General features: G+C 68.4%; 24 protein-coding genes. 3 read left to right on the top strand and 21 right to left on the bottom strand.

All coding sequences use genetic code 11. From position 1 onward, the window contains the following. Positions 1–18 precede the first annotated feature (18 nt). From IG04_RS0109715 to IG04_RS0109695, 5 genes are all read right to left on the bottom strand, one after another. A complete protein-coding gene (locus IG04_RS0109715; RefSeq protein WP_144065510.1) occupies positions 19–534 on the bottom strand; it encodes a snapalysin family zinc-dependent metalloprotease in 516 nt (171 codons plus the stop codon). Between the two features lie 322 nt (positions 535–856). Continuing rightward, positions 857–1,453, bottom strand: a complete 597-nt coding sequence (locus IG04_RS0109710) for a GTP-binding protein (RefSeq protein WP_030476234.1) — start codon at positions 1,451–1,453, stop codon at positions 857–859. Between the two features lie 16 nt (positions 1,454–1,469). Beyond that, positions 1,470–1,892, bottom strand: a complete 423-nt coding sequence (locus IG04_RS0109705; RefSeq protein ID WP_030468876.1) for a roadblock/LC7 domain-containing protein — start codon at positions 1,890–1,892, stop codon at positions 1,470–1,472. Then, on the bottom strand, positions 1,889–4,660 hold the full coding sequence (locus tag IG04_RS0109700) for a sensor histidine kinase (RefSeq protein WP_245816430.1): 2,772 nt from the start codon (positions 4,658–4,660) through the stop codon (positions 1,889–1,891). The genes IG04_RS0109705 and IG04_RS0109700 overlap by 4 nt, the downstream gene beginning before the upstream one ends. A 219-nt stretch (positions 4,661–4,879) precedes the next feature. Beyond that, positions 4,880–5,893, bottom strand: coding sequence for an ABC transporter substrate-binding protein (locus IG04_RS0109695; protein WP_030476232.1), 1,014 nt, complete (start codon positions 5,891–5,893; stop codon positions 4,880–4,882). A gap of 177 nt (positions 5,894–6,070) precedes the next feature. On the opposite strand from IG04_RS0109695, the gene IG04_RS0109690 reads away from it, so the two are divergent. After that, on the top strand, positions 6,071–7,240 hold the full coding sequence (locus tag IG04_RS0109690) for a 4-hydroxybenzoate 3-monooxygenase (RefSeq protein ID WP_030476231.1): 1,170 nt from the start codon (positions 6,071–6,073) through the stop codon (positions 7,238–7,240). A 174-nt stretch (positions 7,241–7,414) separates the two neighbouring features. Continuing rightward, entirely contained in the window at positions 7,415–8,236 is an 822-nt protein-coding gene (locus tag IG04_RS0109685) for an IniB N-terminal domain-containing protein (protein WP_030476230.1), read from the top strand. 76 nt (positions 8,237–8,312) lie between these two features. Here the strand turns inward: IG04_RS0109685 and IG04_RS0109680 are convergent, their stop codons facing one another. From IG04_RS0109680 to ald, 13 genes are all read right to left on the bottom strand, one after another. After that, a complete protein-coding gene (locus IG04_RS0109680; RefSeq protein WP_051769417.1) occupies positions 8,313–9,113 on the bottom strand; it encodes an ABC transporter ATP-binding protein in 801 nt (266 codons plus the stop codon). After that, positions 9,097–9,864, bottom strand: coding sequence for an ABC transporter permease (locus IG04_RS0109675; protein WP_245816429.1), 768 nt, complete (start codon positions 9,862–9,864; stop codon positions 9,097–9,099). The genes IG04_RS0109680 and IG04_RS0109675 overlap by 17 nt, the downstream gene beginning before the upstream one ends. After that, positions 9,861–10,604: an ABC transporter permease gene (locus IG04_RS0109670; RefSeq protein ID WP_030476227.1), complete on the bottom strand. Its 744-nt coding sequence runs from the start codon at positions 10,602–10,604 to the stop codon at positions 9,861–9,863. Before IG04_RS0109670 ends, IG04_RS0109675 begins: the two co-directional genes overlap by 4 nt. 80 nt (positions 10,605–10,684) lie before the next feature. After that, positions 10,685–13,417 carry an nSTAND1 domain-containing NTPase gene (locus IG04_RS43845; RefSeq protein WP_051769414.1) on the bottom strand — a complete coding sequence of 911 codons (2,733 nt, stop codon included), beginning with the start codon at positions 13,415–13,417 and terminating at the stop codon, positions 10,685–10,687. A gap of 115 nt (positions 13,418–13,532) precedes the next feature. Further along, on the bottom strand, positions 13,533–16,247 hold the full coding sequence (locus IG04_RS0109660) for an nSTAND1 domain-containing NTPase (protein ID WP_051769412.1): 2,715 nt from the start codon (positions 16,245–16,247) through the stop codon (positions 13,533–13,535). 189 nt (positions 16,248–16,436) lie between these two features. Then, positions 16,437–17,171, bottom strand: a complete 735-nt coding sequence (locus IG04_RS0109655) for a pseudouridine synthase (RefSeq protein WP_030476224.1) — start codon at positions 17,169–17,171, stop codon at positions 16,437–16,439. Continuing rightward, positions 17,164–17,970 carry an SMC-Scp complex subunit ScpB gene (gene scpB, locus IG04_RS0109650; RefSeq protein ID WP_084401792.1) on the bottom strand — a complete coding sequence of 269 codons (807 nt, stop codon included), beginning with the start codon at positions 17,968–17,970 and terminating at the stop codon, positions 17,164–17,166. The genes IG04_RS0109655 and scpB overlap by 8 nt, the downstream gene beginning before the upstream one ends. Continuing rightward, complete coding sequence (locus IG04_RS0109645) at positions 17,970–18,797, bottom strand: segregation and condensation protein A (RefSeq protein ID WP_030476222.1); 828 nt, start codon at positions 18,795–18,797, stop codon at positions 17,970–17,972. The genes scpB and IG04_RS0109645 overlap by 1 nt, the downstream gene beginning before the upstream one ends. Further along, positions 18,794–19,117, bottom strand: a complete 324-nt coding sequence (locus IG04_RS0109640) for a hypothetical protein (protein WP_030476221.1) — start codon at positions 19,115–19,117, stop codon at positions 18,794–18,796. Before IG04_RS0109640 ends, IG04_RS0109645 begins: the two co-directional genes overlap by 4 nt. After that, positions 19,114–19,992, bottom strand: coding sequence for a ParA family protein (locus IG04_RS0109635; RefSeq protein ID WP_245816457.1), 879 nt, complete (start codon positions 19,990–19,992; stop codon positions 19,114–19,116). The genes IG04_RS0109640 and IG04_RS0109635 overlap by 4 nt, the downstream gene beginning before the upstream one ends. Before the next feature lie 147 nt (positions 19,993–20,139). Next, positions 20,140–20,469, bottom strand: coding sequence for an ArsR/SmtB family transcription factor (locus tag IG04_RS0109630; protein ID WP_036014240.1), 330 nt, complete (start codon positions 20,467–20,469; stop codon positions 20,140–20,142). Between the two features lie 24 nt (positions 20,470–20,493). After that, positions 20,494–21,369: a site-specific tyrosine recombinase XerD gene (gene xerD / locus IG04_RS0109625; RefSeq protein ID WP_211257730.1), complete on the bottom strand. Its 876-nt coding sequence runs from the start codon at positions 21,367–21,369 to the stop codon at positions 20,494–20,496. Between the two features lie 8 nt (positions 21,370–21,377). Continuing rightward, positions 21,378–22,448, bottom strand: a complete 1,071-nt coding sequence (ald, locus tag IG04_RS0109620) for an alanine dehydrogenase (protein WP_051769409.1) — start codon at positions 22,446–22,448, stop codon at positions 21,378–21,380. A 52-nt stretch (positions 22,449–22,500) separates the two neighbouring features. Between ald and IG04_RS0109615 the strand changes: the two genes are divergently transcribed. Beyond that, positions 22,501–23,124 carry an NINE protein gene (locus tag IG04_RS0109615; protein WP_030476216.1) on the top strand — a complete coding sequence of 208 codons (624 nt, stop codon included), beginning with the start codon at positions 22,501–22,503 and terminating at the stop codon, positions 23,122–23,124. Here IG04_RS0109615 and IG04_RS0109610 read toward each other — a convergent pair. Genes IG04_RS0109610 through IG04_RS0109600 form a run of 3 tightly spaced genes read right to left on the bottom strand, consistent with a single transcriptional unit; the run spans position 23,121 to position 25,837 of the window. After that, positions 23,121–23,516, bottom strand: coding sequence for a DUF2752 domain-containing protein (locus tag IG04_RS0109610; protein ID WP_030476215.1), 396 nt, complete (start codon positions 23,514–23,516; stop codon positions 23,121–23,123). The genes IG04_RS0109615 and IG04_RS0109610 overlap by 4 nt on opposite strands. Positions 23,517–23,525: 9 nt before the next feature. After that, on the bottom strand, positions 23,526–24,158 hold the full coding sequence (locus IG04_RS0109605; protein WP_030476214.1) for an NUDIX domain-containing protein: 633 nt from the start codon (positions 24,156–24,158) through the stop codon (positions 23,526–23,528). After that, positions 24,155–25,837, bottom strand: coding sequence for a CTP synthase (locus IG04_RS0109600; RefSeq protein WP_030476213.1), 1,683 nt, complete (start codon positions 25,835–25,837; stop codon positions 24,155–24,157). The genes IG04_RS0109605 and IG04_RS0109600 overlap by 4 nt, the downstream gene beginning before the upstream one ends. Positions 25,838–25,909: the final 72 nt, after the last annotated feature.

Here is a 25,909-nt window from a genome sequence, read left to right as displayed (position 1 = left end):
CAACCACCCACCCGCCGCTTAGGCGGCGTCCGCGAAGGTAGTCGGCTGGACGGTCACCATCGAACGGAAGTTCGCCTCGACCTCTGCCTTCTCCCTGGTGTTCGGGTTGGGGTTCTTGCACGACGTGCCGGCGCTGGCACCGGACATCAGGTCGGTGCACAGCCCCGTCCGGCGGTCGGGCAGGCCGAGCAGGTGCCCGAACTCGTGCGACGAGATGCGCACGGTGTCGTGGCCCTCGTTGACCGCTTGGCGGCCCATGACCCAGCTGCCACGGCCGAGGCTCGTCACGTAGGCGCGGGGCCACTGGTTGTCGACGCGCACGGTGATGTTCGCGGCGCCGGTCACCTTGCGCAGCACGACGTTCGCGACGCTGGTGTTCCACACCTGGGCGCCCTTGTCGATCGCGGCCTGGAACTCACCGGTGTTGCTGGAGTTGTAGGTGACGATGCGGGGCGCGGCTTCCGCGGTGCCGATGAGACCGACCGAGAGGGCGGCAGCACTGGCGACCACAGCAATTGTTTTGCGCAGGGACACAGGAATCTCCTCGCAATGCAGGGTAATTGCACCCCGACTGTATCGCCGCACCGTTGACGCACAAGAAGAGTCAAGTGTGAAGCGGCGCTGCCACGATCAAGAGACTTCGTAGGTGATCAGCCCGCCACCGGCCCCGACGTGCGGCCTGGCGAGCGGAAACGTGCCCTACCACCGGATTTCCCGCGTTCTCCTGCGCCGAACAGGCCGCCGCCGGACGGAGGTATAACTGTTCACACGCGGCTGGTTCTTATGGACCGGAAGGCCGAACGCGAACGGGACCGGTGCACGTGGCACCGACCCCGTTTCCGCGGAAAGCGAATGACTAGGCGAACGAAGGCTGGCGCAGCGCGTGCTCCACCAGTGCGATCAGGATCTGCTTCGTCGACTGCCGGTTCCGTGCGTCGCACGGAATTATCGGCACCGAGGCCGAGATCGTCAGCGCGTCCCGGATCTCCTCCGCCCGGTGGTGCATCAGGCCGTCGAAGCAGTTCACCGCGATCACGTACGGCAGGTCGCGGTCCTCGAAGAAGTCGATGGGCGCGAACGCCTCGTCGATCCTGCGGGTGTCGACCATGACGACGGCACCGATCGCGCCGCGGACCAGGTCGTCCCACATGAACCAGAACCGGTGCTGACCGGGCGTGCCGAACAGGTACAGGATCAGGTCCTTGTCCAGCGACACCCGGCCGAAGTCCATGGCCACCGTGGTGGTCACCTTGTCCGGCACCGCCGACAGGTCGTCGACTCCGACCGATGCCTGGGTCATCACGGCCTCGGTCGTCAGCGGGGTGATCTCGGAGACCGACCCGACGAACGTCGTCTTGCCGACGCCGAACCCACCGGCGACGACGATCTTCGACGACACCACGCTCAGGCCGGCCCCAGGTGACCCCGGACGACCCGGAGCACCGTTGCTCATGGGAACTTCTCTCTACTCAGGCTCGCATGGAAACGTGCAGCTGGGCCCGGATCTCCGGCGTCAGCTGAAGACCGACCCGCTCCACCAGCCGGGTCATCGCGTAGCCGATGAGCCCGATGTCGCAGTTGGGTGCGGCGAGTACGGCGAGGCAGGACCCGTCGCTGATGGACATCAGGAAAAGATAGCCCCGTTCCATCTCCACGACGGTCTGTTTGACCTCACCCGCCTCGAAACAGCGCGCCGCGCCGAGGTTCAGGGAGACCAGTCCGGACGAGACGGCGGCGAGCTGCTCCGCGCGGTCGTGCGGGAGCCGATCGGACGATGCGAGCAACAGGCCGTCGGCGGAGACCACGATCGCGTGCGCGACACCGGCCACCCTGCTGACGAAGTCCTCGACCAGCCAGCTGAAGTTGTCCAGTTCCTCAGTCGCGGTGGTCACTGGCGTTCCCTTTCTGCGATCACGGGGATGCCTCCGACGGCGGAGTCGAAGAGCGACTCACGGCCCATCTGGACACCCTTCTGGTACGTGGCGAACCGCTGGCGCAGCCGGTCGGCCGACCGGCCGGGGATGCCGACGGTCGACAACTGGGGTGCGGGCGACGACGGCTTCGGCAGCGAACCGGGAACCAGGCGCGCCTTCGGGACGCGCTTGGGCAGACCGTTCTCCGTCGTCTGCGCGGCCGAGCCCTTGTCCAGCGCGCCCGCGGCCTTCCAGCCTTCGTCCGCCACTCCCCAGTCGGACTCGGCGTAGTCGGCGACCGCGCGCGGCACCGCCGTCGGCGCCTCGATCTTGACGGTCTCCGCCGAACGGTGCCGCTTGGGCAGGCCGTTCACGGTGGCGGGCTCCGCGTCCTCCTCCTCGTGGTGCTCGGCGCGTTCCGGCTCCGCTGCCGGAACGTCCTTGGGGGAGGGTTCGGGGGCCGAGGGGGTCTTGAACCACCTCGACAGGTCGTCGTGCGAGATCAGCGGCTCGTCGACGATCGCGGGGAAGATCTCCGTGGCGGGGTCGGTCGGGCGTTCGACCGGCGGCTCGTAGGAGTACCCGTCCTCGGCGACGTCTTCCGAAGCCTCGATCCGCGCGGTGAACAGGCCGTCCGTCGAGGTCTGCTCGATGCGGTGCCGGCCGGAGTTCTCGTCCTCGGTGGCGGGCGACGGCATGACGACCGGGTGTTCCGGCGTCCACTTCGGCACACCGGACAGCGCCTCACCGGTGCCGGTGGACTCGGACGCGGAGGGCAGCGGCGCGGCCGGCAACGGCAGCGCGGGCACCGATCCCTTGTGCAGCAAGGAAAGCGGCAGGATCACCTGGGCGGTGACGCCACCCTCTATGTCGTCGTTGTTCGCCAGCGTCACGCGGATCTCGTGGCGCTTCGCGAGCTGGCCGACCACGTACAGGCCCATCTCGCGGGCCACCGAGACGTCGACCTCCGGCGGCTCGGCGAGCTTCGCGTTGAACTCGACGACGTCGTTCTCCTGCATGCCGACGCCGCGGTCGTGGATGCGGATCGCGACCTCGCCCTTGCGGGTCTCTATCGTCCGCACCGTCACCTTGGTGGTGGGCTTGGAGAACGCCGTCGCGTTGTCGAGCAGTTCGGCGACGAGGTGCGCGAGGTCGTTGACCACGCGGCCCTGCACCATGAGCTCCGGCGTCGGCGCGATCTGGACGCGCGCGTACTTCTCCACCTCGGACACCGCGGCGCCGAGCACCTCGGCGATCGCGACCGGGCGGGTGACGCGGCGGTTGACCGTCGTGCCGGAGAGCACCAGCAGGTTCTCGCTGTTGCGGCGCATCTGCGTGGCGAGGTGGTCGAGCTCGAACAGCGACGCCAGATGGTCCGGGTCCTGCTCGTCCTGCTCGAGCCGGTCGATCACGTTGATCTGCCGCTCCACCAACGCCTGCGAACGCCGCGACAGGTTGATGAACATGTCGTTGACGTTCGCGCGCAGTGCCACCTGTTCGACGGCGAGGCGGACGGCTTCGCGCTGCACGAGGTCGAACGCCCGTGCCACCTGGCCGACCTCTTCGGTCGTGTTGAGCGGCACCGGGACGATCGCTTCCTCCGCGGCGCGTTCCGGGTCGCGGTGCGAACGGATTCGCTTGATCGCCTCGGGCAGCTGGTTGCGGGCCACGTCGAGCGCGCTGCGGCGCAGCACGCGCAGCGGCCGCAGCATCGACTGCGCGACCATCGCCATCAGGCCGAACGCGATCAGCAGCGAGACGGCGACCAGTGCCGCGTCACGCCAGGCGTCCGAACGAGCCGTGTCGGCAAGGCGCGTGGTCGTCGCGTCGGCCTGAGCCTCCACGTGGGTCGCGACCTCGCGAACCAGGTTCGCGGTGTCCTGGCCGATCTGGAGGACCTCGGCGTCCGTGATGGACACCGGCTTGCGCTCGAAGTCCTGCGCGAGCGCGAGTCGCACGAGCCGGTTGCGACCGTCCACGGACGAACCGGACACGACGTCCTGGAACTTCTGCCTGTTCGCCGGCGACGCCACGTCGTTGAACTCGTTGAACGCCGCGTCCAGACGCGACTGCGCGGCACGCAGCTCGTCCGCGGCGCCGGGCGCGAAGCCCCTGCGCAGCGCGGTGGACGTCAGGAGCGAGTTCTGCTGGCCGAGCTGCTCCTGCGCGGTGTAGAGCGCCTGCGCGGCGGCCACCAGCGGAACGATCTCCGGCTCGCTCAGGCTGGAGATCGCGGCGCGGTGCACCGTGCTGAGCGAGGCGATGATCTGGTTGTACGCACTGATCACCGCGACGTCCGGGTACTTGGTGGTCAGCAACGTCACGCGCAAGCTCGCCAGTCCGTCGAGCGACTGCAACGACTTGGTGAACGTCTCCCGCAGGGACGCGCTCAAGGCCGTGGCCGTCGCGCCCGAATCCCGGTACTTGCCCAGTTCCGTGTCGGTGAGACCCGTTCTGGCGGCGTGCTCGGGGCACGCGTTCTGCCTGCCGGCGGCCACACACTGCACCGCCCAGTCACGTTCGACCTGTAGAGCGTTCTCCACCCTCGCGGCCTGGTGGCTCACGGCGAGCTCGCGCTGGACGTTGCCGAAGAGTTCGACGTCGTCGAGCTGGGTGTTCAGCCGCAGGCCCGCGAGCGTCGCGGTGCTCAGAGCCGGAACTAGCAACACCACTGCGAGCTTGCTCCGCAACCGCCAGTTGCGTAGGCGGAACCGGTCGATGCCTCGCTGGTCCTCACGACCGCGCACCGTCAACACTCCCCGCCCCGTTTAATAGCTGCAAACCTGGTGGATCTTGGAGTAAAACGCGCTGTTCTCATACCGCCGTTCGGACGACAAAACAGTGGTTCGAGAATCAACAACTTTGAGCTGCGCGGCTAAACGGCCGTCGCACGATAATTCATCTGGAGGAAACGGTCGCGCGGGTGGCCGTGATCACAGCCTGATCACAGTCACCCGCGCTGTTCGTCAACTACCGGAGGGCTGGATGAGCATCGGCTTGACGTCGAGCTCCTTGTCCAGCATCTGGTACCGCTGCATCAGCTGGACGACGCGCTGCAGACGCGTCGCGTCGAGCGTCGTCGGGAAGGCGCCGAAGTGGACAAGACCTGCGGTTTCCTTGTCGACCTTGGCGTACTCGACGAGCAGCGGCTCGACCGTGGGACGGTCGGTGGCGTCGGCCTGGCCCTTGGCCATCGCGCGCTGGAAGGCGGCGACGGTCTTGGGGTTCTCCTTGGCGAAGGCGCCGGTGGTCGCGTAGCCCGCGATCGGGATGTTGTCGGTCGGGCCGGACGCGGCGTCCAGCACCTTGATCTGACCGGCGGCGCGCTGCGCGCGGGTGATGAACGGCTCGACCATGAAGGCCGCGTCAACGGTCTTGTTCTGGACCGCCGCCTGCATGTCCGGGAACGGCATCTCCTTGAACTTGACCGAGCTCACGTCCACGTTCGCGGCCTCGAGCGTGGCCTTCGCGGTGAGCTCCGCGATGTTCTTGAACGTGTTGATCGCGATGGTCTTGCCGGCGAGGTCGGCAGGACTCTTGATGGCCGAGTCACCGCCCGCCAGGATCAGGAACATGTCGGGTTTCGCCTGGTAGCCGTCGGAGATGAGCTTGATTCCGTCGACCGCCTTCGCGGCGTCCTTCGATTGGGCGGCGAAGAACGAGACCCAGTTACCGAACGTGAAGTCCAGCTCCTTGCTGACCAGGCCGGGGATCGCGGCGGCCCCACCCTGGATGATCTTGAGGTCGACCTCGAGGCCTTCGGCCTTGAAGTACCCCTTCTTGATCGCCACGTGGACGGAGGCCACGTCGAGGATCGGCAGGACCCCCAGGCTGATCTTGGCCTTCTCGACCGGACCGCTGCTGTTCGCATCAGCCGGTGCTTGCTCTTTGCCGCCGAGCGCACCACAGCTCGCCACGGTGGCGAGCAGCGTGGCAAGGGCGATGCCACGGATGGCCATACGGCGGACTCTTCGAGTCATCGGGAGCACTCTCCTGTCGGAGCGGTGTCGTCGTTGCGGGGAGGGATCGCGACGGTCAACCACTCAGAGTAATGGCGCTGCTCCAAAAGACCCCAGTTGACCGACACGAGCAGGTTCCAGTCAACTACCTGCGGTGAGCATCTAAGCACAGCAGGTCTAGGGCTAGGAGAACCCCAGTTGAAGCGCTCCGTGACCGTTGTCGGCGCAGGGCCGGCCGGTCTGACCTTGGCAAACTTGATCCAGCAGTCAGGTATCGACTGCGTTGTGCTCGAAAAGGCCAGTCGAGCTCAAGTGGAAACACGAGCACGGGCAGGAGTCCTGGAGCACCGCTCCGTGACCATGTTGGAGTCGCTCGGTCTGGCGGATCGTTTGCTGATGGAAGCAGACCGTCACGGAACGTGTGAATTCCGCGTGAGCGGCCAGGCGTTCCAGGTGTCGTACAGCGACCTCTATGGCGGCCGCGAACACTACGTGTACCCCCAGCAGGAAGTCGTCAAGGACCTCATCGGGGGATTTCTGGACAGAGGGGGTGACATCCGGTTCTCGGTCAGCGACGTGGAGTTGCGGGAGCTGACGTCCTCTCGTCCGTCGGTGGCCTTCACCAGCGCAGACGGGGTCCGGGAGACCATCACGAGCGACTTCGTCGCCGGGTGCGACGGGTTCCACGGCGTAAGCCGTCCGTCCATTCCTGTGGGAGCGCTCTCAGAATTCTCCCACCAGCACGGGATCGAGTGGCTTGCCATTCTCGCGGAAGCCCCTCCGTCGACTAAAGCCATCATTTACGCACTGCACGAAGACGGATTTGCCGGCCATATGTTGCGGTCGCCCTCGATATCCCGCTTCTATCTTCAGGTACCGGTCGGAACCAAAGCTTCGGATTGGTCCGACGAACAAGTCTGGGAAGCGTTGCACAAACGTTTCACACTGCACGACTCATCGTGGGCGCTGACCGAGGGAAAGATCATCGAGAAGCGTGTTCTCGACATGCGCAGCCATGTGGTCGAGCCGATGTCGTACGGCAGGCTCTATCTGCTGGGTGACGCAGCCCACATCATCACCCCGGTCGGCGCCAAGGGCATGAACCTCGCCATGAACGACGCCGCAACCTTCGGACGTGCGCTTATCGACTTCTACGCCAGCGGATCCGAGACCGGTCTCAAGACCTACTCGGAGGACTGCCTGCGCCGCGTCTGGCGGGCACAGGAATTTTCCCAGTGGATGGTGAACATGATCCACACCGACGTGAGCTCGCCGTTCTTCGGACGGTTGGCCCAGGCGAGGCTGGAGCACCTGGCGGAGTCTCCCGCCTACCGCGCCACCTTCGCGGAGAACTACGTCGGACCCTGATGGGTAAAAATCAGCCCTACAGGGTGAAATCCCCGCTCCCCTAACGGGTGAAGCTGATCCCCTAAGGACCTCACTACGTCACGATCTGGGGCCAACTCCCGATGCCGGGGGATGTCGTTCATCCATACGGTTCAACACGACATCCCCCGATCCACCTACAGGAGCCTGAGTCCCATGCAGCAGACCGAGACCACCACGGTGCAGACCGGCCCGACCACGGCCCAGACCGGTGACACCAGCGTGCAGACCGGTGGCACCGAGGCGCAGACCGAGCAGACCACCCTGCACGACTTCACTCTCGGCCTCCTGACCGACCTCGACGCCCGCGAGGCGTTTCAGCAGGACCCGCTGGCCGCCCTGGAGGCAGCCGGTCTGGGCGACCTCACCCCCGGCGACGTCCAGGACATCCTGCCGCTGGTGCTCGACGCCGCGTCCGTCCCGAACACCGGCGCGATCGACGAGGTCCTCTCCGGCTGCGGCGAACTGCCCGCCGTCGACCAGCTGACGCTGATCGCGAGCAACGTCGAGGGCATCACCGGCACCACCGGCGTCTCCGCTCCTTCCGCCATCACCGCACTGACCGGCGACTTCTCCGGCCTGGGCGATGTGTCCGGCACCCTCGACTCCACCGTGCTGACGGCCGGCGACGTCGTCTCGAACGTCTCCGGCGTGGCCCACGACAACGCCGTCGTCTCCAAGGTGACCGACGTCGTCGACGTCGACAACGTCACCGACGTGGTCGTCAAGGACCTCGACACCGACGTGCTCGTCAAGGACGTCCTGGACTCCGACGTGCTGGTCAAGGACGTCGCCGGCTCGGTCGACCTCGACGTGAAGGACGTCGTGGACGTGACCGACAACGTGGTGCACAACGTCGTGCAGGTCGGCGACGTGCACAACGACCTCGGCCAGGTCGTCGGGGACGTCAAGATCGGTGACATCGACATCCTCGACGGTGGCATCGGCAACGGCAACGGCATCGACCTCCACCTCTGAGCTGTGTCTGGTGCACTGTGAACACAGGTGAGCCCCGGACCGCGGCGGTCCGGGGCTCACCTGTCTCAAGCGACTGTCAGGACGAGACGGTCTCGCTGAGCGATTCCCGTTCCGCCGCAGCCCACTTGTCGACGTCGAGGGTGGGCTTGCCGCCGACGTTCAGCAGCCGGGCCACCTTGGACCGCAGCGCCACGAAGGCCTCGTCCGTCCGCGTCGTCACCTGGTCGCGCTCGGCGGGCAACGGCACCTCCAGGTCCGCCACCAGCTTCGCGGGCGAGCCGGAGAGCACCAGGATGCGGTCGCCCAGGTACACCGACTCGTCGATGTCGTGGGTGACCACGAGAACGGTCGTGTCGTGCTCACGGCGCACGCGCAGCAACAGGTCCTCCAGCTCGAACCGGGTCTGCGCGTCCACCGAGGCGAAGGGCTCGTCCATCAGCAACAACGCCGGCCGGTACGCCAGAGCGCGCGCGATCGCCACACGTTGTTGCATGCCACCGGAAAGCTGCCACGGCCGCTTCTTGGCGGCCGCCGATAGACCCACCCAGGCCAGGGCCTCGGCGGCGCGGGAGCGGCGTTCGGCGCGCGGCAGGGAGCGCAGCGGGAACTCCACGTTGCCCTGCACCGTGAGCCACGGGAACAGCGAACGCTGGTAGTCCTGGAACACCACCGCGAGGTGGGAACCGTTGAGGGTCACGTCACCGCGGGAGGGCGCGATGAGTCCCGAGATCGTGCGCAGCAGTGTGGACTTGCCGCATCCGGAGGGTCCGACCACGCACACCAGCTCGCCGGCGCGCACGGTGAACGTGAGGCCACCGATGGCCTCGTAGTCGCCGTAGCTGTGGCCTAGGTCGGCCACCTCAAGCATGTTGCTCATCCCTGCTCCTCGGTTGCCAAGCCAAAGCTCTGCGTTCCACCGCCAGAAGCACGGTGTTCAGTCCGTAACCCAGCACGCCCAGCAGGACGATGCCGGCCCACATGCGCGTGTAGTCGAACTCGCGCTGTGCCTGCATGAGTTGAGAACCGATGCCGTTGTCCGTGCCCACGAGCTCGGAGATGACCATCAGCACCAGGGAGAGCGACAGCGACACCCGCAGCCCGGCGAAGATCTTCGGTGAGGCCGCGGGCAGCACCACGCCCAGAACCCACTGGTGGCGAGGGATCCGGAAGACCGCGGAAGTGTCCACTTTGGTCACGTCGACGGAACGGGCGCCGTCCACGCTGTTGAGCAGCACCGGCCAGATCACGCCGAAGATGATCGTCGCGAGCTGCATCGACGTGCCGCCCCTGAACAGCAGCAGGAACACCGGCACCAGCGCGGGCGGCGGGATCGAGCGCAGGAACACCAGCAGCGGTCCCGCGTAGTCCATCGCCCGGTCGGAGCGGCCGAGCAGCACGCCCAGCGCCACGCCGATGACCGAGGCGATCGCCCAGCCCGACAGCAGCCGGCCGATCGACGGCAGGATGTGCTCGGTGACGTTCTGCGGCTCCAGGACCCACCACTCCCAGGCCGCCGTCACGATGTCGGACGGTGGTGGGAAGAACGGGTCGTCGGCCGCCATGCCGGCCAACTGCCAGAAGACTATGAGACCGGCGAACACGGTCCACCGTTGAAGGAACTTGTTCACCAGGCCACCCAACGCTTGCGGACGCGCTCGAGACCGCTGTTCAGCAGGACGCCGATCGCGCCCGCGACCACGGTGCCGACCAGTACCTGGTCCATCCGGCCCGGCCCGCTGCGGGCCTCCATGATGAAGAAGCCGAGACCGATCTGGCTGCCCGCCATGAGCTCCACGCTCACCATCACGATCAGCGCCGTCGTCGCCGCGAGCCTGATTCCGGTGAGGACGAACGGCAAGGCGCTCGGCAACGCCACCCGGAACAGCACGCCGACACGTCCGGTGCCGAAAACCCGTGACGTCTCAACGAGCAACGGGTCCAGTTCGTCCAGCGCATAGATGGTGTTGAACAGGATCGGCCACAGTGCCGCGTAGACCGCGAGCGTGATCTTCGTTTCCGGGCCGAAGCCCAGCACCACGAGCGCGAGCGGAATCAGTGCAACAGAAGGGATCGGACGGAGGAACTCGATGACCGCCCTGGTCGCGTGGCGCACGGCCGGGACGCTGCCGAGGACGAGTCCACTCGGCACCGCGATGGCGATGGCGATCGCGATGGCGATCAGCACAGCCAGAACCGTTGCCACGACATGACTGATGAACTCGGGGGATGTCAGCTGCACGACCAGCTCACCGAACACGAGGGACGGTGGTGGCAGCGCATCCGCGGGTAGAAGGGGAGAGCGTCCTAAGAGCTCCCAGAGCGCGAGGAACCCGGCGATGCCGATGAGTCCCCTTGTGAACGCACGCACTCGGTCACCCTAGAGAGTGGATCTCCAGTTCACAATGCGTGCGCACTCAACTCCGGGTTGTTTCCCGCACATCGCGGGATTCAGCAGACGTTCACGCGCGGCACTTCGCCGAAGCTCTTCACCCATTCGGAGTCAGTGAGCCTCGCGCCGTCTTTTTCACACATCCTCTTGATGATGCTGTCGGTGTCGAGGTCGTACGGCAGCAGCTCCGGATCCTGGCCCCCGCTGCGCACCAGGAAGTCGCGGTTCTGCGGCCGGAACACCGCACGCGTGGAGTTGCCGTGCCCGACGACGTACACGAGCCGGTCCGCCGGACGGTCGCTCGCGTGGAGCTGGTGGACCTCGAAGACGTTGTCGCGGACCACGGCCACGCGGCCGTCGTCGGAGAACGTGACTCGGGCACCGGCCCGCAACGCCGTGTCAAGGCGTGCGCGCAGCACGGGCGTGCCGCTCGGCACGCGCTGCCACACCTCGACGACCGACTCCGGCGAGGAGTGCTCGACGGCCAGCCAGCGCCCGTCACCGCTGTAGGTGATGCCGCGGACGTAGGCGTGCTGGGACATCGCCGGGCCCGCGGACTCGACGGTGCCGCCGATGCTCCAGAACTCGATCGTCGTGGTGCCGGTGGCCGAGTTCCAGACACCGGTCGCGAGCTCGCGGCCGTCCTGGCTCAGCGCGACGGTCCCGGGGTTGCTCACCGGCATCGGGAGCTTGCGGGGATGGCGCGGGTCGCTCAGGTCGTAGAGCTCCGCGTACTCGGACTCGTCCGGCGTCGGGAGCCCGACCTCGACCGAGGCGCCGACCTTGCCGGCGAGCCGGGAGCCGTCCGGGCTGAGGTCGAGCGTGCGGAACCGGCCGGGCAACGCCGTCAGGTAGGTGACGTCGTTCGCGTCGCCGACGGCCCACAGATGTTCCTGGCCGTTGAAATCCCTCGTGATGGCACGGCGTTCGGCAAGTTTCACGACCCGATGGCGGTCGGCGAACTTCTTGCCGGGCCACGCCTTGCCGTCGTCGATGCCCCACATCCGGTCGGTGCCGTCCTGGTCGGTCACCGCCGCCATCTCCCCGCGCGGGGAGACCACCACGTCCGCGTCGTCCTTCGGCGTGCCGGTGAACAGGATGCCGCTCGCCACCGCGTTCGCGAGCCGCAGCACCTTCTCGGCCTCGGCCGACGGGCTGACCGCGTAGCCGACCAGCGCGTACTTGTCCGCGTACGGCCGGCGTTGCTCCAGCAGCGCCTCGGACTGCGACAGCGCCTTGCCGCCCAGCGCCCTGTCGCTCATCTCGGTGAGCTTGCGTTCGTTCGCGAGCGCGTAGACGACCCCGCCGGGTACCAGCGCCAGAAGCACCGCCACGACCGCGATCAATGCCGTCGAGCGGCGCGTCTCGCGTCTGGTGCTGATGTCGACGAACCGGCGCTCCTGGACCGTCAGGAACTCGCCGAGCTCCTTGGCCTTGCGCAGCCGGACGCCCCGGTAGAGCGCCAGCGGGTCGCGGTCGCTCGCCTCCCACAGCTCGATCGCGGTGACGAGTTGCTGGTGCGTCCTGAGGTTCTCGCGTTCCTCGTCGATCCACCCGGCGAGCCGCGGCCAGCGCAGCAGGGCGTCGTGGGTCAGTTCGACGCCGTCCTCGGTGAGCGTCACCAGCCTCGCCTTCACGAGGAGGCCGAGCAGGCGGGCGTCGACGTCCAGCAGGCGGTTGCGGCGTTGCACGATCCCGTTGCGCGGCACCGAGACGAGCCTCAGGAACAGCTGCCTGGCCACGCGCTGGTCGGCCTCGCCGAGGCCCGCGAAGAAGGTCTCCGCGGACTGCGCGACGACGTGTTCGATGCCGCCGGACTCCTCGAAACCGGCGAGTGACAGCGTCATGCCGCGCTTGCGCCGCCACGTCTCGACCAGCGCCTGCTGCACCAGTGACAGCGCGTGCTGGTTCGCGGCGTCGGCGACCAGGCGCGCGATCACCGCGGTCTCGACGGTGGCACCGATCTTCGCAGCGGGTTCGGTGATCGCGCGGCGCACCTGGTCCGCGCTCATCGGCTCGATGGTGATCTCGGCGGCGTCGACGCCCTTGTCGTGCCAGCGCCGCCGCTCGTCGGCACGCACGGAAAGCACGACGTGGGGGCAGCGGGTCACGGCGGCGACGAAGTCGTCCGCGTCCAGCGCCCTCTCGAAGTCGTCGACGAGGAGCACCAGGCCGGGGCGGTGCTGGCGGATCCGCAGCCTGAGGTGGTCGGGGTCCTCCCGGAACTCCTGCGCCAACCGGCTCGCGGTGGTGTTCTCGAAGATCTCGGCGAGGGCCGCGGCGAGGTCCCGGACCGGGTCCTGCCCCGGCGTGACCACCACGGCGTCGTCCAGGGCGGGCAGCAGACCGGCGCGCAGCAGCGACGTCCGGCCCGATCCGGAGGCGCCGAAGACAACGGTGACGGTCTTGGCCCTGACCGACTCGACGACCTGCTCGACGAGGCACTCACGGCCGAAGAACCGCTTCGCGTCGGTCTCGGTGAAGGGCGCACCGCCGGGGTATGGCGTGTTCGGGTGCAACGGCTGGGTGTGCTCGGCGGCGAGTTCACGCCATCGCCTGGTCCACGAGGCGGGATCGGCCTCGCAGGCCCGCACGAACGCGAGCGTCAGCGCGAGTGAGGGCAGCTTGCGTCCGCCGGCCGCGTCGGACAACGCGGTCGGCGAGTAGTTCGCGCGCCGGGCCAGTTCGCGATAGCTCGGTTTGCCTGCCTGGTCACGCAGTCTGCGCAGGTCACCGGCGAACCGCAGCAACGCGGTGTCCTCCGGGCCCAGCGGACGTTCCCCTCTTGGCATGCCGCCTCCTGGCCGGATTGTCCACCAGAGGTTCGCCCTCCGTCTAACGGCCCGCTAATCACTCACCATCCGGACGTGCGCTTCGTGATCGTTCCACCGGTCAGGTCCTGGGCTTTCAGTCTTGGCACGGCGGGGTGAAGTCGAGATCGCCGAAGTACTGCCCCCACTGCTCGCGGCTCATCCGCGGAAAGGCCTGCTCGCAGATCCTGACCGCCGGGTCGCGCGGGTCGGCGTTCCACAGCCGCACCGCCCGGTCCGCGCCACCCGTCACGACCTCGTCACCCCTGGGCGTCAGGCCTACCGCGGTGACCGGCCCGGTGTGCCCGCGCAGCAGGGCCTGCTCGACCGGTTCGCCGTCCCCGAGCTGCCAGAGCCGCACCAGGCCGTCGTCGGTGGCGACCGCGACCCGGCCGGCGGCGAGCCAGGCCGACGTGACCTCGCCGCCGCCGGACCGGATCACGGCGCGCAGGACCGGGTCACGCGGGTCGGTGGTGTCCCAGAGGTGGACGGCCGTGCCCGCGGTGGTCATCAGGCGGTCCGCGCCGGCGAACTGGGCACTGCGGGCGAACTCCCTGGTCAGCGACAGGAGCTTGACGTCACGCGGGTCGCTGACGTCGACCAGGTGCACGGCGTGGCCGGTGGTGACGGCGGCGAGGACCTGGCCGTCCGGGCGGAACGACATGCCCGCCAGCGGTCCCAGGCCGGGCTGGGCGGTGGTGAGGAGCCTCGGGCGTTCGCGGCGCAGGTCCGTCCAGAAGCTCAGGGCGCCGTCCGTGCCGGTGGTGACGAGGGTGCTGCCCTGCCAGGCGATCGCGGTGGCACGCACGGGAAGCGCGGCCAGTTCGCGCGGTTTGCCGAGGGAGACGTCGACGAGGTGCACGGTGCCGTCGTCCGCCGCGGACGCGATCAGGCCACCGGTCGAGTCCATCGCGAGCGCGGTGACGGCGCCGGAGTGCCTGGTGGCGTCGTGGGAGGTGCGTGGGGACGGCAGGTCGTCCAGCGTCGTCAGCACGACCGTGCCGTCACGGTGCCCGGTCGCGACCTGCTGCTGGGTCGGGCCGACCACCAAGGCCGTGACCTCGGACTGGGCTTCCCGCAGCACCTGGGACGGCACGTCCTCCTGCCTCAGCCCGTTGCGTGCCTGGGGCAACGGCACGAGCTGGTAGGCGGCGAGCGCGACCTGCTGCGCCAGGGCGGGGTTCGTGGAACGCAGGGCAGTGGCCTCCCCCACTGCTCTCAGCACGGCCGCGTTGGCGCGCTGCTCGTCGGCGGCGATGCCCGCCCGCAGGGCGAAAACGGTCGAGCTGGCGGCGACGACCACGAGTGCCGCGAGTGCGGCGAGCAGCTGGCGTTGACGGCGGGTGCGTCTTCGGGCGCTCGCCGAGACCTCCTCTTCCGCGGCCAGGCTCGCGGCGAGGAAGGCGCGTTCCTTGGCGTTCAGGGAAAGTCCTGCCGGGACGTTCATCAGGCGGCGTCCCCGCCACAGCACGCCGGGGTCGCGGTCGAGCGACTCCCAGGTCTGCGTGGCGTGCGTGAGTTCGCGCTGCGCCTTGATGTTCTCGCGATCCTCCTCGACCCAGCGCCGGAACGTGGGCCAGCTGCGGATCAACGCCTCGTGGGCCAGTTCGACGCCGTCGCGGTCGATCACGACGAGCCTCGCCGCGGCCAGCGCGAACAACACCTCGTCGTCGGCTTCGAGTTCGGCCTGGTGCGCGCGGCGTTTGGTGTCGTCGGCGGTGACGAGCCGCAGCAGGATCTGCCTCGCCTGTTCCTGCCCGGCCGGGGACAGGCCGTCGAACACCTCCTGCGCGGTGCGGGCGACGGCGTGTTCGAGGCCGCCGACCTCCTCGTAACCGGCGAGGGTCAGCGTCATGCCGCGCCGGTGCTGCCAGGTCTCCGCGAGCGCGTGCGACAGCAACGGCAGCACGGCCGCCTGCCCCACCGCGTCGGCCATCAGCCTGGCCAGCAGCGCGGTCTCGACCTTGGCCCCTGCGACCGCGGCGGGTTCGGTGATGGCGAGGCGAAGCTCGTCGGGCGTCATGGGGCCGAGGAGGAGTTGCGTGCCTTCGAGGGCGTCGACCAGATCGGGGTACTGCGCGCAGTGGCCGTAGTAGTCGGCGCGCACGCCGATGACGACCTTCGGGCAGCCGACGAGTGCCTCGATCAACCACCGGCGAAGCTCTTCGTTGCGGCACAACGTGAACAGCTCCTCGAACTGGTCGACGACCACGAGGTGCGGGTGCCTGCGGCTAAGCGCGCCGGGGTCCCCCAGTTCGCCGGAGAGCGTGGCCGCCTCCCCGCCGGTGAGCCGGGCGAGCGCGATCGCGCACTCCTCCACGGGGTTCGCGCCGGGCGTGAACAGCAGCACCGGCTCGCGGGTGCGGGCGATGAGACCGGCCCGCAGCAACGAGGACTTGCCCACACCGGACGGTCCGAAGACGCCGGTGAAACGGTTCCGGGTGGTGAGCAGTTCGGCCGTCAGCCGCTCGCGCCCGAAGAACTTCGGCGCGTCGTCGGGCTGGAACATCGCGAGCCCCACGTACGGACTGTCGTTCCCCCCGCGGGGTTCGGACTCGACGACCGCGCGCCACCGCCGCGCCCACTCCTCCGGATCGGCGTCGCAGGCCTTGGCGTACGCCATGGTCACCGCGAGGCTCGGCAGCTTGCGCCCACCGGCCGCCTCCGACAGCGCCGCCGCCGAGTAGTGCGCCCGCCGGCTCAGTTCCCGGTAGGTGGGGCTGCCCGCACGCTCCCGCAGCCGGCGCAGATCCGCCGCGAACCGCAGGAGACCACTCTCGCCCTCGTCGAGAGGGCGTTCCCGTCTCGGCATCCCGTCATTGTTCAGAGAACTTTGTTCAGCGGCGAACACATGACCGTGAACAACCCGTTCGCCCTAACGTCGAGGCAGACACAACTCGGGGAAGACCCGGTGCTCGCGCCCCGAACCGGCGCCGGAGTGGCCGTGGGTGGCCCGCGCACGCGCCACCCACGGCTCAGAACTCAGCGGGTCAGGTTCTCGTCAGAGACCGACGAGCTTGTACAGCCCGCCGACTTCCTGCCGGTTGAGCACCCGCATCGAACCGGGACGCTGGTTTCCGAGGGAAACACCGCCGACAGCGACGCGGACCAGCGACTGCACCGGGAATCCGGCGGTCTCCATGAGGCGGCGGACGATGTGCTTGCGGCCTTCGTGCAGCACGATCTCGACCAGCGCCTTGCCAGGCACGGAGCTGATGAGCTTGAAGGAGTCGACCTTGGCCAGCCCGTCCTCGAGCTCGATGCCCTCTTTGAGCTTCTTGTTGAGGCCCTTCTCGAGAGGTCCGGGGACCTCGGCGAGATAGGTCTTCTTGACGTTGTAGCTCGGGTGCATCAACCGGTGCGCGAGCTCGCCGTCGTTCGTGAGGAGCAGCAGCCCCTCGGTCTCGGCGTCGAGACGCCCGACGTGGAACAGTCGCTCCTTGCGGCTGCGCACCAGGTCGCCCACGCACGGCCGGCCCAGGTCGTCCTCCATCGTGGAGAGCATCCCGTACGGCTTGTTGAGCGCGATCGTGACGACGTCCTCGCGGATCTGCACCCGCAGTCCGTCGACGTGCACGACCGCGGTCTCGGGGTTGATCCGCCGCCCCTGCTCGGTGACGACCTTGCCGTCGACCTGCACCCGCCCCTGCTCGATCAGTTCTTCGGAAGCGCGGCGCGAGGCGACCCCCGCCTGCGCGAGCACCTTCTGCAGGCGCACGCCCTCGTTCTCAGACATCGTCGATCGCATCCACTTCGGGCAGCAGCGGGGCGATTGGCGGCAAGTCGGCAAGTGACGACAGCCCCAACCGCTCCAGGAACAGTTCGGTCGTGCGGTACAGGATCCCACCTGTGTCGCTGTCGGTGCCCGTCTCCTCGATGAGCCCCCGTGCGACCAGGGTCCGGATCACACCGTCCACGTTGACGCCTCGAACCGCCGCGATCCGGGCCCTCGTCACGGGCTGCCGGTAGGCGATCACCGCAAGCGTCTCCAGGGCAGCGCGGGTCAGTTTCGCGCGCTGGCCGTCGAGCAACAGCTTCTCCACGAACGGGGCGAAGCGGTCTCGCGTGTAGAACCGCCAGCCGTCCCCCGCCCTGCGCAGGTCGATGCCGCTGCCGGACTCGGTGTACCGGTTGGAGAGTCTACGGAGTGCCTGCTTGATTCGCTTAACCGGCTGCTCCAGAGCACTGCTGAGGGCATCTTCGCCGATCGGGCTGTCGACGACCAGGAGGACGGACTCCAGTGCCGCCTCGAAGGTGGCGTCGTCGGTGAGGTCGGGCAGGCCGCTGTCCTCGATCGCCTCTTCCGGGGCCGCGGCGAGGAGTTGGGCCTCGAGGGTGGCGGCGTCCTCGGTGTCGGCCGGGTCGGGTTCCGGCTCCGCGACCTCGGGCTCCGCGACCTCGGGCTCCTCCAGCACGACGGCGGGGGGAGCGGCGTCGTCCAGCGCGGCGTCGGGCTCCTGCGGCTCGCCGCCGTCGAAGGCCGGCCCCGGCTTCTCGATCTCCGCCGCGTCCGGCCCGACCAGTGGCTCACTCATCAGCCGTAGTCCTCATCCTCGTCGCCGGCGTGCACCTGCGCCTGCGCGTCCTCCAACGTCCCGCCGACCCACGTCACCTGCAGCGGACCGAGCGGGTCCTCCTGATCGAAGGCCAGCGACTTCTCGCGGTACAGCTCCAGCAGTGCCAGGAACCGTGCCACGACCTCCATGGTCTCGGTGCACTCGGCGACGATCTCCGAGAACGACGCGGTGCCCTTCTCGATCAGCATCGCGCGCAGGATGTCGGCGGTGTCGCGGATCGACACGCGGTGCTGGTGGATGTGGTCGACCGACAGCGTGCGCTTCTGCTTCGGGCGGAAGGCGGCGGCCGCGATCAGGGCGAACTTGTCGGGCGTGACGCCGAGCATCACCTCGGGCAGCAGGCCCTCGAAGCGCGGTTCCAGCGACACCGAGCGGGGGTAGCGCCGGAACGCGCCCTGCTCCAGTTCCGCGAACAGGGCGGCGACCTGCTTGTAGGCGCGGTACTGCAGAAGGCGGGCGAACAGCAGGTCGCGCGCCTCCAGGAGCGCCAGGTCGTCCTCGTCCTCGACGTCGCCGGTGGGCAGCAGCCGGGCGGCCTTCAGGTCCAGCAGGGTCGCCGCGATGACCAGGAACTCGGTGGTCTCGTCGAGGTCCCACTTGTCGCCCATGCCGCGCAGGTGCGCGATGAAGTCGTCGGTGACCGTGTGCAGCGCCACCTCGGTCACGTCGAGCGTGTGCTGGGAGATCAGCTGCAGCAGCAGGTCGAACGGACCCTCGAAGTTCGTGAGCCGGACCCTGAACTTGCCGTCGTCAACCGGAGTGTCAGCAGGGGTTTGCTCTGTCACTGCTCGCGCAACCTGCGTACCAGCAACGACGCGTCACCGTGCGTTTCGAGGTCGTCCAGCACGATGGCGACCGCCTCGCGCACCACGCGGCCGCGGTCGACGCCCAGCGAGTGCGAACCGCGCAGCACGAGCCGCGCCTGTTCCAGGGCGAGCAGCTCCTCGTCGGACACGTAGACCGTGATCTTCGTGGTGTGCTTGGTGCGGCCGGAACCCCGGCGTTGCTGCGGAGCGTCCTCGGAGGAGGAGACCTCGGTGGAGGGCGCGGCAGCGGTCAGCCTGAACAGTTCCGCGGCCCCGGGAAGCGTTGGGCGACGGTTCACCGGGCGATCACCTCGCGAGCCAGCGCGCGGTACGCGTTGGCACCTGCGGACCGCGGTGCCCAGCGGGTGATCGGCTCGCCGGCCACGGTGGTCTCCGGGAAGCGCACCGTGCGGTTGATGACCGCGTCGAACACGATCTCGCCGAACGCCTCCACGACGCGGGCCATGACCTCACGCGAGTGCAGCGTGCGCGGGTCGTACATCGTGGCGAGGATGCCGGTGATGTTGAGCTTGGGGTTCAACCGTTCCTTGACCTTCTCGATGGTGTCGATGAGCAGCGCCACCCCGCGCAGCGAGAAGAACTCGCACTCCAGCGGGATCAGCACACCGTCCGCGGCCGCGAGGGCGTTCACCGTGAGCAGGCCGAGCGAAGGCTGGCAGTCGACCAGCACGTAGTCGTAGTAGTCGATCACGGGACGAAGGGTGCGCACGAGCGTGTGCTCGCGGCCCACCTCCGACACGAGCTGGATCTCGGCCGCCGACAGGTCGATGTTGCTCGGCAGCAGGTCCATGTCGTCGACCATGGTCTTGCGGATCACGTCGGGAACGGCGGTGTCGTTCTCCATGATGACGTTGTAGATCGTGGTTTCCAGCTGGTGCGGGTGCACGCCGAGGCCCACGGAGAGCGCGCCCTGCGGGTCGAAGTCGACGAGCAGCACCCGGCGGCCGTACTCGGCCAGCGCCGCGCCCAGGTTGATGGTCGTCGTCGTCTTGCCGACGCCACCCTTCTGGTTGCAGACGGCCAGGATCTTCGCCGGGCCGTGGTGCAGCAACTGCGGCGGATCCGGGATGATGCGGCGCGTGCGGCCTGTCGGACCGATCCCGTCGACCTGCTCGTGAGCGACGTCGTCCACCGGCGCAGCGTGCGGGGCCATGTTCAGATCGGCACGGGGCGCGAAAGCGTGCTCCGGTGTCGACATGGCTGGCGTTCCCTCATCTGGTCGTAGTCGTCTCTCCGGGCGCAGCCTAGGCCGCACCCGTGCGAGCAGCAACGCGCCTCGCCGGTGTTTGTCAAGACTGAGTTAGACCGCGACATCCGTTCGTGTTCGCCTGTCCGCGGCGGACAGCACCACGTCCAGCAGGCCGGGGAAGAGAAGATCCAGGTCATCGCGACGCAATGACACCCAGCGCTGGTTGCCGCGGCAGCGTGTTCGGGTGATACCCGCTTCGCGCAACACGCGCAGGTGCTGGGACAGGGTCGACTTCGCTACGTCAACTTCGAAAGCCCCGCACAGCCTCTCGCCGCTCGACTGGATCTGGCGCACGACCGCGAGCCTTGTCGGGTCACTCAGCGCGTGCAGCACGGCGGCTAGATCGATGGCCTGTGGGGACGGCTCGTCCAAGTTCGGCACCTGCCCACCGTACCCGTGGAAGCCTCATGTTCCAGTGGCCCGAGGGTGTGCAGTTGCGTAGACCTCCCTCAAAGTCGTAACGGTTACCAGTGTGTACACCTGAGTGGTCGTAACGGATGCATGCCCGAGAAGTTCCTGCACCACCCGAACGTCGGCACCCCCTTCGAGCAGATGGGTGGCGAACGAATGTCGCAACGTGTGGGGGGAGACCACCGCGGTGATTCCAGCCTGCTCCGCCGCGGTCTTCAGAACCGTCCACGCGCTCTGCCGCGACAGCCTTCCGCCACGTGTATTCAGGAACAATGCAGGCGTACCACGTCCTTTGGCCGCCAACGCGGGACGTGCTCGCACCAGGTAGGCGTCGACCGCCGCCAACGCCGGCCGCCCGACCGGGACCAGCCGTTGTTTCCCTCCCTTCCCGTCCAGCAGCACCGTGCGCTCGGAAGCGTCGATGTCGTCCACGTCCAGCCCGACGACCTCGGAGATTCGCGCTCCCGTCGAGTACAGCAGCTCCAGCAGCGCTTTGTCCCTGAGGTTTCCCACAGTTTCCAGGAGGGTGAGAACCTCATTGATCGGTAAAGCTTTCGGCAGCCTCTTCGGCGGCGACGGCGGATGCACAGCCCGTGCGGCGTCATGCGGCACAACGCCTTCACGGTGCGCGAAGCGGTGCAATCCGCGCACGGCGACCAACGTCCGTGCGGCAGACGACGCCGCGAGCCCGCTTTCGCGCAGCACGGCCAGGAACTCACTCACCTGCAGTTCCGTGACCGCGCCCAAATCCGTGACACCTATGGACTCCAGGTGCTCGGTGTAGCGGCGCAGGTCGCGCGTGTAGGAGTCGAGCGTGTTGCGGGCGGTGCCGCGTTCCACGGCGAGGTGGTCGAGATAGGTCGCCACCAGCTCGGCAATCACTCCAGCCCTTCCAGCACGATCTCTCCAGCACGCGCGTTGACACCCTTGGCGAGCGCCGGGTCATCCGCGACAGCACGATCGAAACCCTTGTCCGCCAACGCGATGACGTACGGCAGCGTCACGTTCGTGAGCGCGTACGTCGACGTGTTCGGCACGGCACCGGGCATGTTCGCGACGCAGTAGAACACGGAGTCGTGCACGCGGTACGTCGGCGCGTCGTGCGTGGTCGGCCGCGTGTCCTCGAAACACCCGCCCTGATCGACCGCGATGTCCACCAGCACACTGCCGGTCCGCATCCGCGACACCAGGTCGTTGCTGACGAGCTTCGGCGCCTTCGCACCCGGCACCAGCACCGCGCCGACCACCAGATCCGCCCACTGGCAGGCCTTCTCGACCTCGTAGACGTTCGAGGCGATCGTCTGCAGGTGCCCGCGGTAGGTGAAGTCGATCTGCCGCAACCGGTTGACGTTGTTGTCCAGCACGACGACCTCGGCCTGCATACCCACGGCCATCGTCGCCGCGTTCATCCCCGCCACTCCCGCGCCGATCACCGCGACCTTGCCCGCCGCCACTCCGGGCGCCCCGCCGAGCAACACCCCGCGCCCGCCCTGGGCTCGTTCCAGGCAGTGCGCGCCGACCTGGGCGGCCATCCGCCCGGCGATCTCGCTCATCGGCGCCAGCAACGGCAACGACCCGTCGGGCAGCTGCACGGTCTCATAGGCGATGGCCGTGATGCCGGAGGCCGCGATCGCCGCGGTGCACGACGGCGAAGCCGCGAGGTGCAGGTAGGTGAACAGCACCTGGTCGCGGCGCATGCGGTGGTACTCGGGCTCGATCGGTTCCTTGACCTTGAGAACCAGGTCCGCCGACCCCCACACGTCGTCGGCCGACGACGCGATCCGCGCGCCCGCCGCCACGTACTCGTGGTCGGGGAACGACGAACCCGCGCCGGCGTCGCGTTCGACGACGACCTCGTGGCCGCGGCGCACCAGCTCGACGACTCCGGCGGGTGTGATCGCGACGCGGTACTCGTGGTTCTTGATCTCCTTTGGGACACCGACCAGCATCGTCGCAGCGTATTCCCGATATCGATCTGTTGCATCGGATACCGTGCGTGCCGTGTCAGAAGCATTCGGGCCTGAGCAGCAACGCATCGGCAACCAGCAGCGCGAAGAGGCGATCACCGCGCTCAACGACCACTTCGCGATGGCGCGGCTCGACATCGGTGAATACCAGGAACGCGTGAACCGCGCGTCCGGCGCGCAGAGCTACGCCGAGCTCGCGGAGCTGTTCCGCGACCTGCCGCAGCCCCATCCGCCGTTCCTCGCGCCGCCGTCGGTGCCGTTCGCCGTGCCCCCGGCCCCGCCCGGTTACGCGCCTCAGCCCACTCAGCCGTACTACCCGCCGCCCACCGGGCCCCAGCCGCAGTACGCGGTTCCGCCGCCCCCGCCCGGCATGCCTCCGCCCGGAATGCTCCCGCCCGGCTACGGCAGTCCCGGCGCCCCGTACGGCTACGACCCGATCACCGGCGTGCCGCTGTCGGACAAGTCGAAGGTCGCCGCCGGCGTGCTGCAGCTGTTCCTGGGCAACCTGGGCATCGGCCGCTTCTACACCGGTCACACCGGCATCGCCGTCGCCCAGCTGCTGACCTGCGGTGGCTGCGGCATCTGGGCGCTGATCGACGGAATCATCATCCTGGTCAACGGCGGCACGGACGCTCAGGGCCGCAAGCTCAGGGACTAAACCCCCGCGAGATTTCTACCCACGCCCCACACGGCGGCAACGACGAGAACGGCGACACCGACCGACTTCGGCACGGATCGCCGTTCGCCATTCCACCGGTCGCGAGTCCAGCGCGCGAACAGCCACACGGCCAGAGGCACGCCCAACGCGAGCAACACGGCGTTGAAGTGGAACGCGCCGACGACATCCCCGTGCAGCAACGCGTGCACCATGCGCGTGGCACCACACGCAGGGCAGTTCAGCCCCGTCAGCCAGTTGATCGGGCATTTCGGCAGCAGGTTGCCCGGCTTGTTCGGATCGACGAACAGCAGCAGCACCGCGCCCGCGCCACCCAGTGCGAGAACGCCGAAGGGTGCCTTCACCCGTGCGAAGGCACCCTTCAACGTCTGCATGAGTCCAACTTACTTCTTGCGCGCGGCGAACCGGGTCGGCTTGTCGCGGAACGGCGCGTCGGCCGGACGCGTCTGCGCCCGCCCCGCCAGCACCTCGTGCGCCGCGAGCAGCCCGGCCACGGTCGAGGAGTTCACGATCTCCCCCGCCAGCACCATGCGCACGGCCTCGTCGAGCGGGAAGCGGTGGATCTCCAGATCCGCCTCCTCCTCGCCCTGCACCTCACGGTCCACTTCGGACAGTTCGCGCGCCAGGTACACGCGCACGACCTCGTCGGTGAAGCCGGGGGACGCGGCCGTGTCGACCAGCGTGTCCCAGCGCGCCGCATCGAGCCCGACCTCCTCGGCCAGCTCGCGGCGCGCGCCGATGACCGGCTCCTCGCCGTCGTGGTCGAGCAGCCCGGCAGGCAGCTCCCAGAGGTGCCGCCCGAGCGCGTGCCGGTACTGGTGGACCAGCACGACCTCACCGGCGTCGTCCACGGCCACGACCGCGACGGCGCCCATGTGCTCGACGATCTCGCGCTTGGCCGTGCCGCCACCGGGCATCTCGACCTCGTCGATCCGCAGCGCGACGACGCGTCCGACGTGCAGGTCCTCGCTGGAGACCGTCCGGAAGTCGTGCCGCGTCCCAAAATCAGATGTCACTTCGAAGCTCCGGCCTTCAGGGGCAGCCGGTCGGCCACGCGGTAGTCGATCGCGGCCTTCACGAACGCCGCGAACAGCGGGTGCGGCTTCGTGGGACGCGACTTGAGCTCCGGGTGCGCCTGCGTGCCCGCGTAGAACGGGTGCACGTCCGACGGCAGCTCGACGAACTCGACCAGGCGGCCGTCCGGCGACAGGCCGGAGAACACCAGGCCGGCCTCGGTGAGCTTGCCCCGGTACGTGTTGTTGACCTCGTAGCGGTGGCGGTGCCGCTCGGACACCTCGGTCGCGCCGTACGCCTGAGCGACGACCGACCCCGGCGTGAGCTTCGCGACGTACGCGCCGAGGCGCATCGTGCCGCCCATGTCGCGCTGACCGGCCACGACGTCCTGCTGGTCGGCCATCGTGGAGATGACCGGCGTGCCGCCCTCTTCGAACTCGCTGGAGTTCGCGTCCTCGATGCCCGCGAGGTTCCGCGCGGCCTCGATGACCATGCACTGCAGGCCGAGGCACAGGCCGAGCGTCGGCACACCGCGCGTGCGGGTGTACTTCAACGCGCCGAGCTTGCCCTCGATGCCGCGCACGCCGAACCCGCCGGGGATCAGTACCGCGTCCATGCCGGACAACGCCCGTGCCGCGCCCTCGGGCGTCTGACACTCGTCCGACGGCACCCACTTGATCTCGACCTTGGCGTGGTGCGCGAAACCGCCCGCACGCAGCGCCTCGGTGACCGAGAGGTACGCGTCCGGCAGGTCGACGTACTTGCCGACGAGCGCGATCTTCACCGTCTCGGACGGGTTGTGCACCCGCTCCAGCAGGTCGCCCCACACCGTCCAGTCGACGTCGCGGAACGGCAGGTCGAGGCGGCGCACCACGTAGGCATCGAGGCCCTCGGAGTGCAGCACCTTCGGGATGTCGTAGATCGAGGGCGCGTCCACGGCCGCGACGACGGCCTCCGTGTCGACGTCGCACATCAGGCCGATCTTGCGCTTGAGCGCGTCCGGGATCTCCCGGTCCGCGCGGCACACGATCGCGTCGGGCTGGATGCCGATGTTCCGCAGCGCCGCGACGGAGTGCTGCGTCGGCTTGGTCTTCAGCTCGCCGCTCGGCGCCAGGTACGGCACCAGGCTGACGTGCAGGAAGAAGACGTTGTCGCGGCCGACGTCGTGACGCACCTGACGGCACGCCTCGAGGAACGGCAGCGACTCGATGTCACCGACCGTGCCGCCGACCTCGGTGATGACCACGTCCGGCTTGACGCCGTCGGCGTCCGGCTCGGCCATCGCCCGGATGCGGCGCTTGATCTCGTCGGTGATGTGCGGGATGACCTGGACCGTGTCGCCCAGGTACTCACCACGCCGCTCCTTGGCGATGACCTCGGAGTACACCTGACCGGTGGTGACGTTGGCCTCGCCGCTCAGATCCCGCGCGAGGAACCGCTCGTAGTGGCCGATGTCGAGGTCCGTCTCCGCGCCGTCGTCGGTCACGAAGACCTCGCCGTGCTGGAACGGGTTCATCGTGCCGGGGTCCACGTTCAGGTACGGGTCGAGTTTCTGCATCGTCACCCGCAGGCCGCGCGAGGTGAGCAACTGGCCGAGGCTGGAGGCGGTGAGCCCCTTGCCCAGGGAGGACGCGACGCCTCCCGTGACGAAGACGTGCTTGGTCGTACGTGCCTGCTGCACCAACGGGGCTCCCGTGAAAATCGTGGGGGCCGAATCCCCCTATCCACGGGCCATAACGCTAACACGCCGCCG

The sequence above is a fragment of the Lentzea albidocapillata genome, assembly GCF_000719115.1.
Lineage (GTDB): Bacteria > Actinomycetota > Actinomycetes > Mycobacteriales > Pseudonocardiaceae > Lentzea > Lentzea albidocapillata.
The sequence above is the reverse complement of the archived record's forward strand: the minus strand, read 5'-3'. Positions and strand labels throughout refer to the sequence as shown.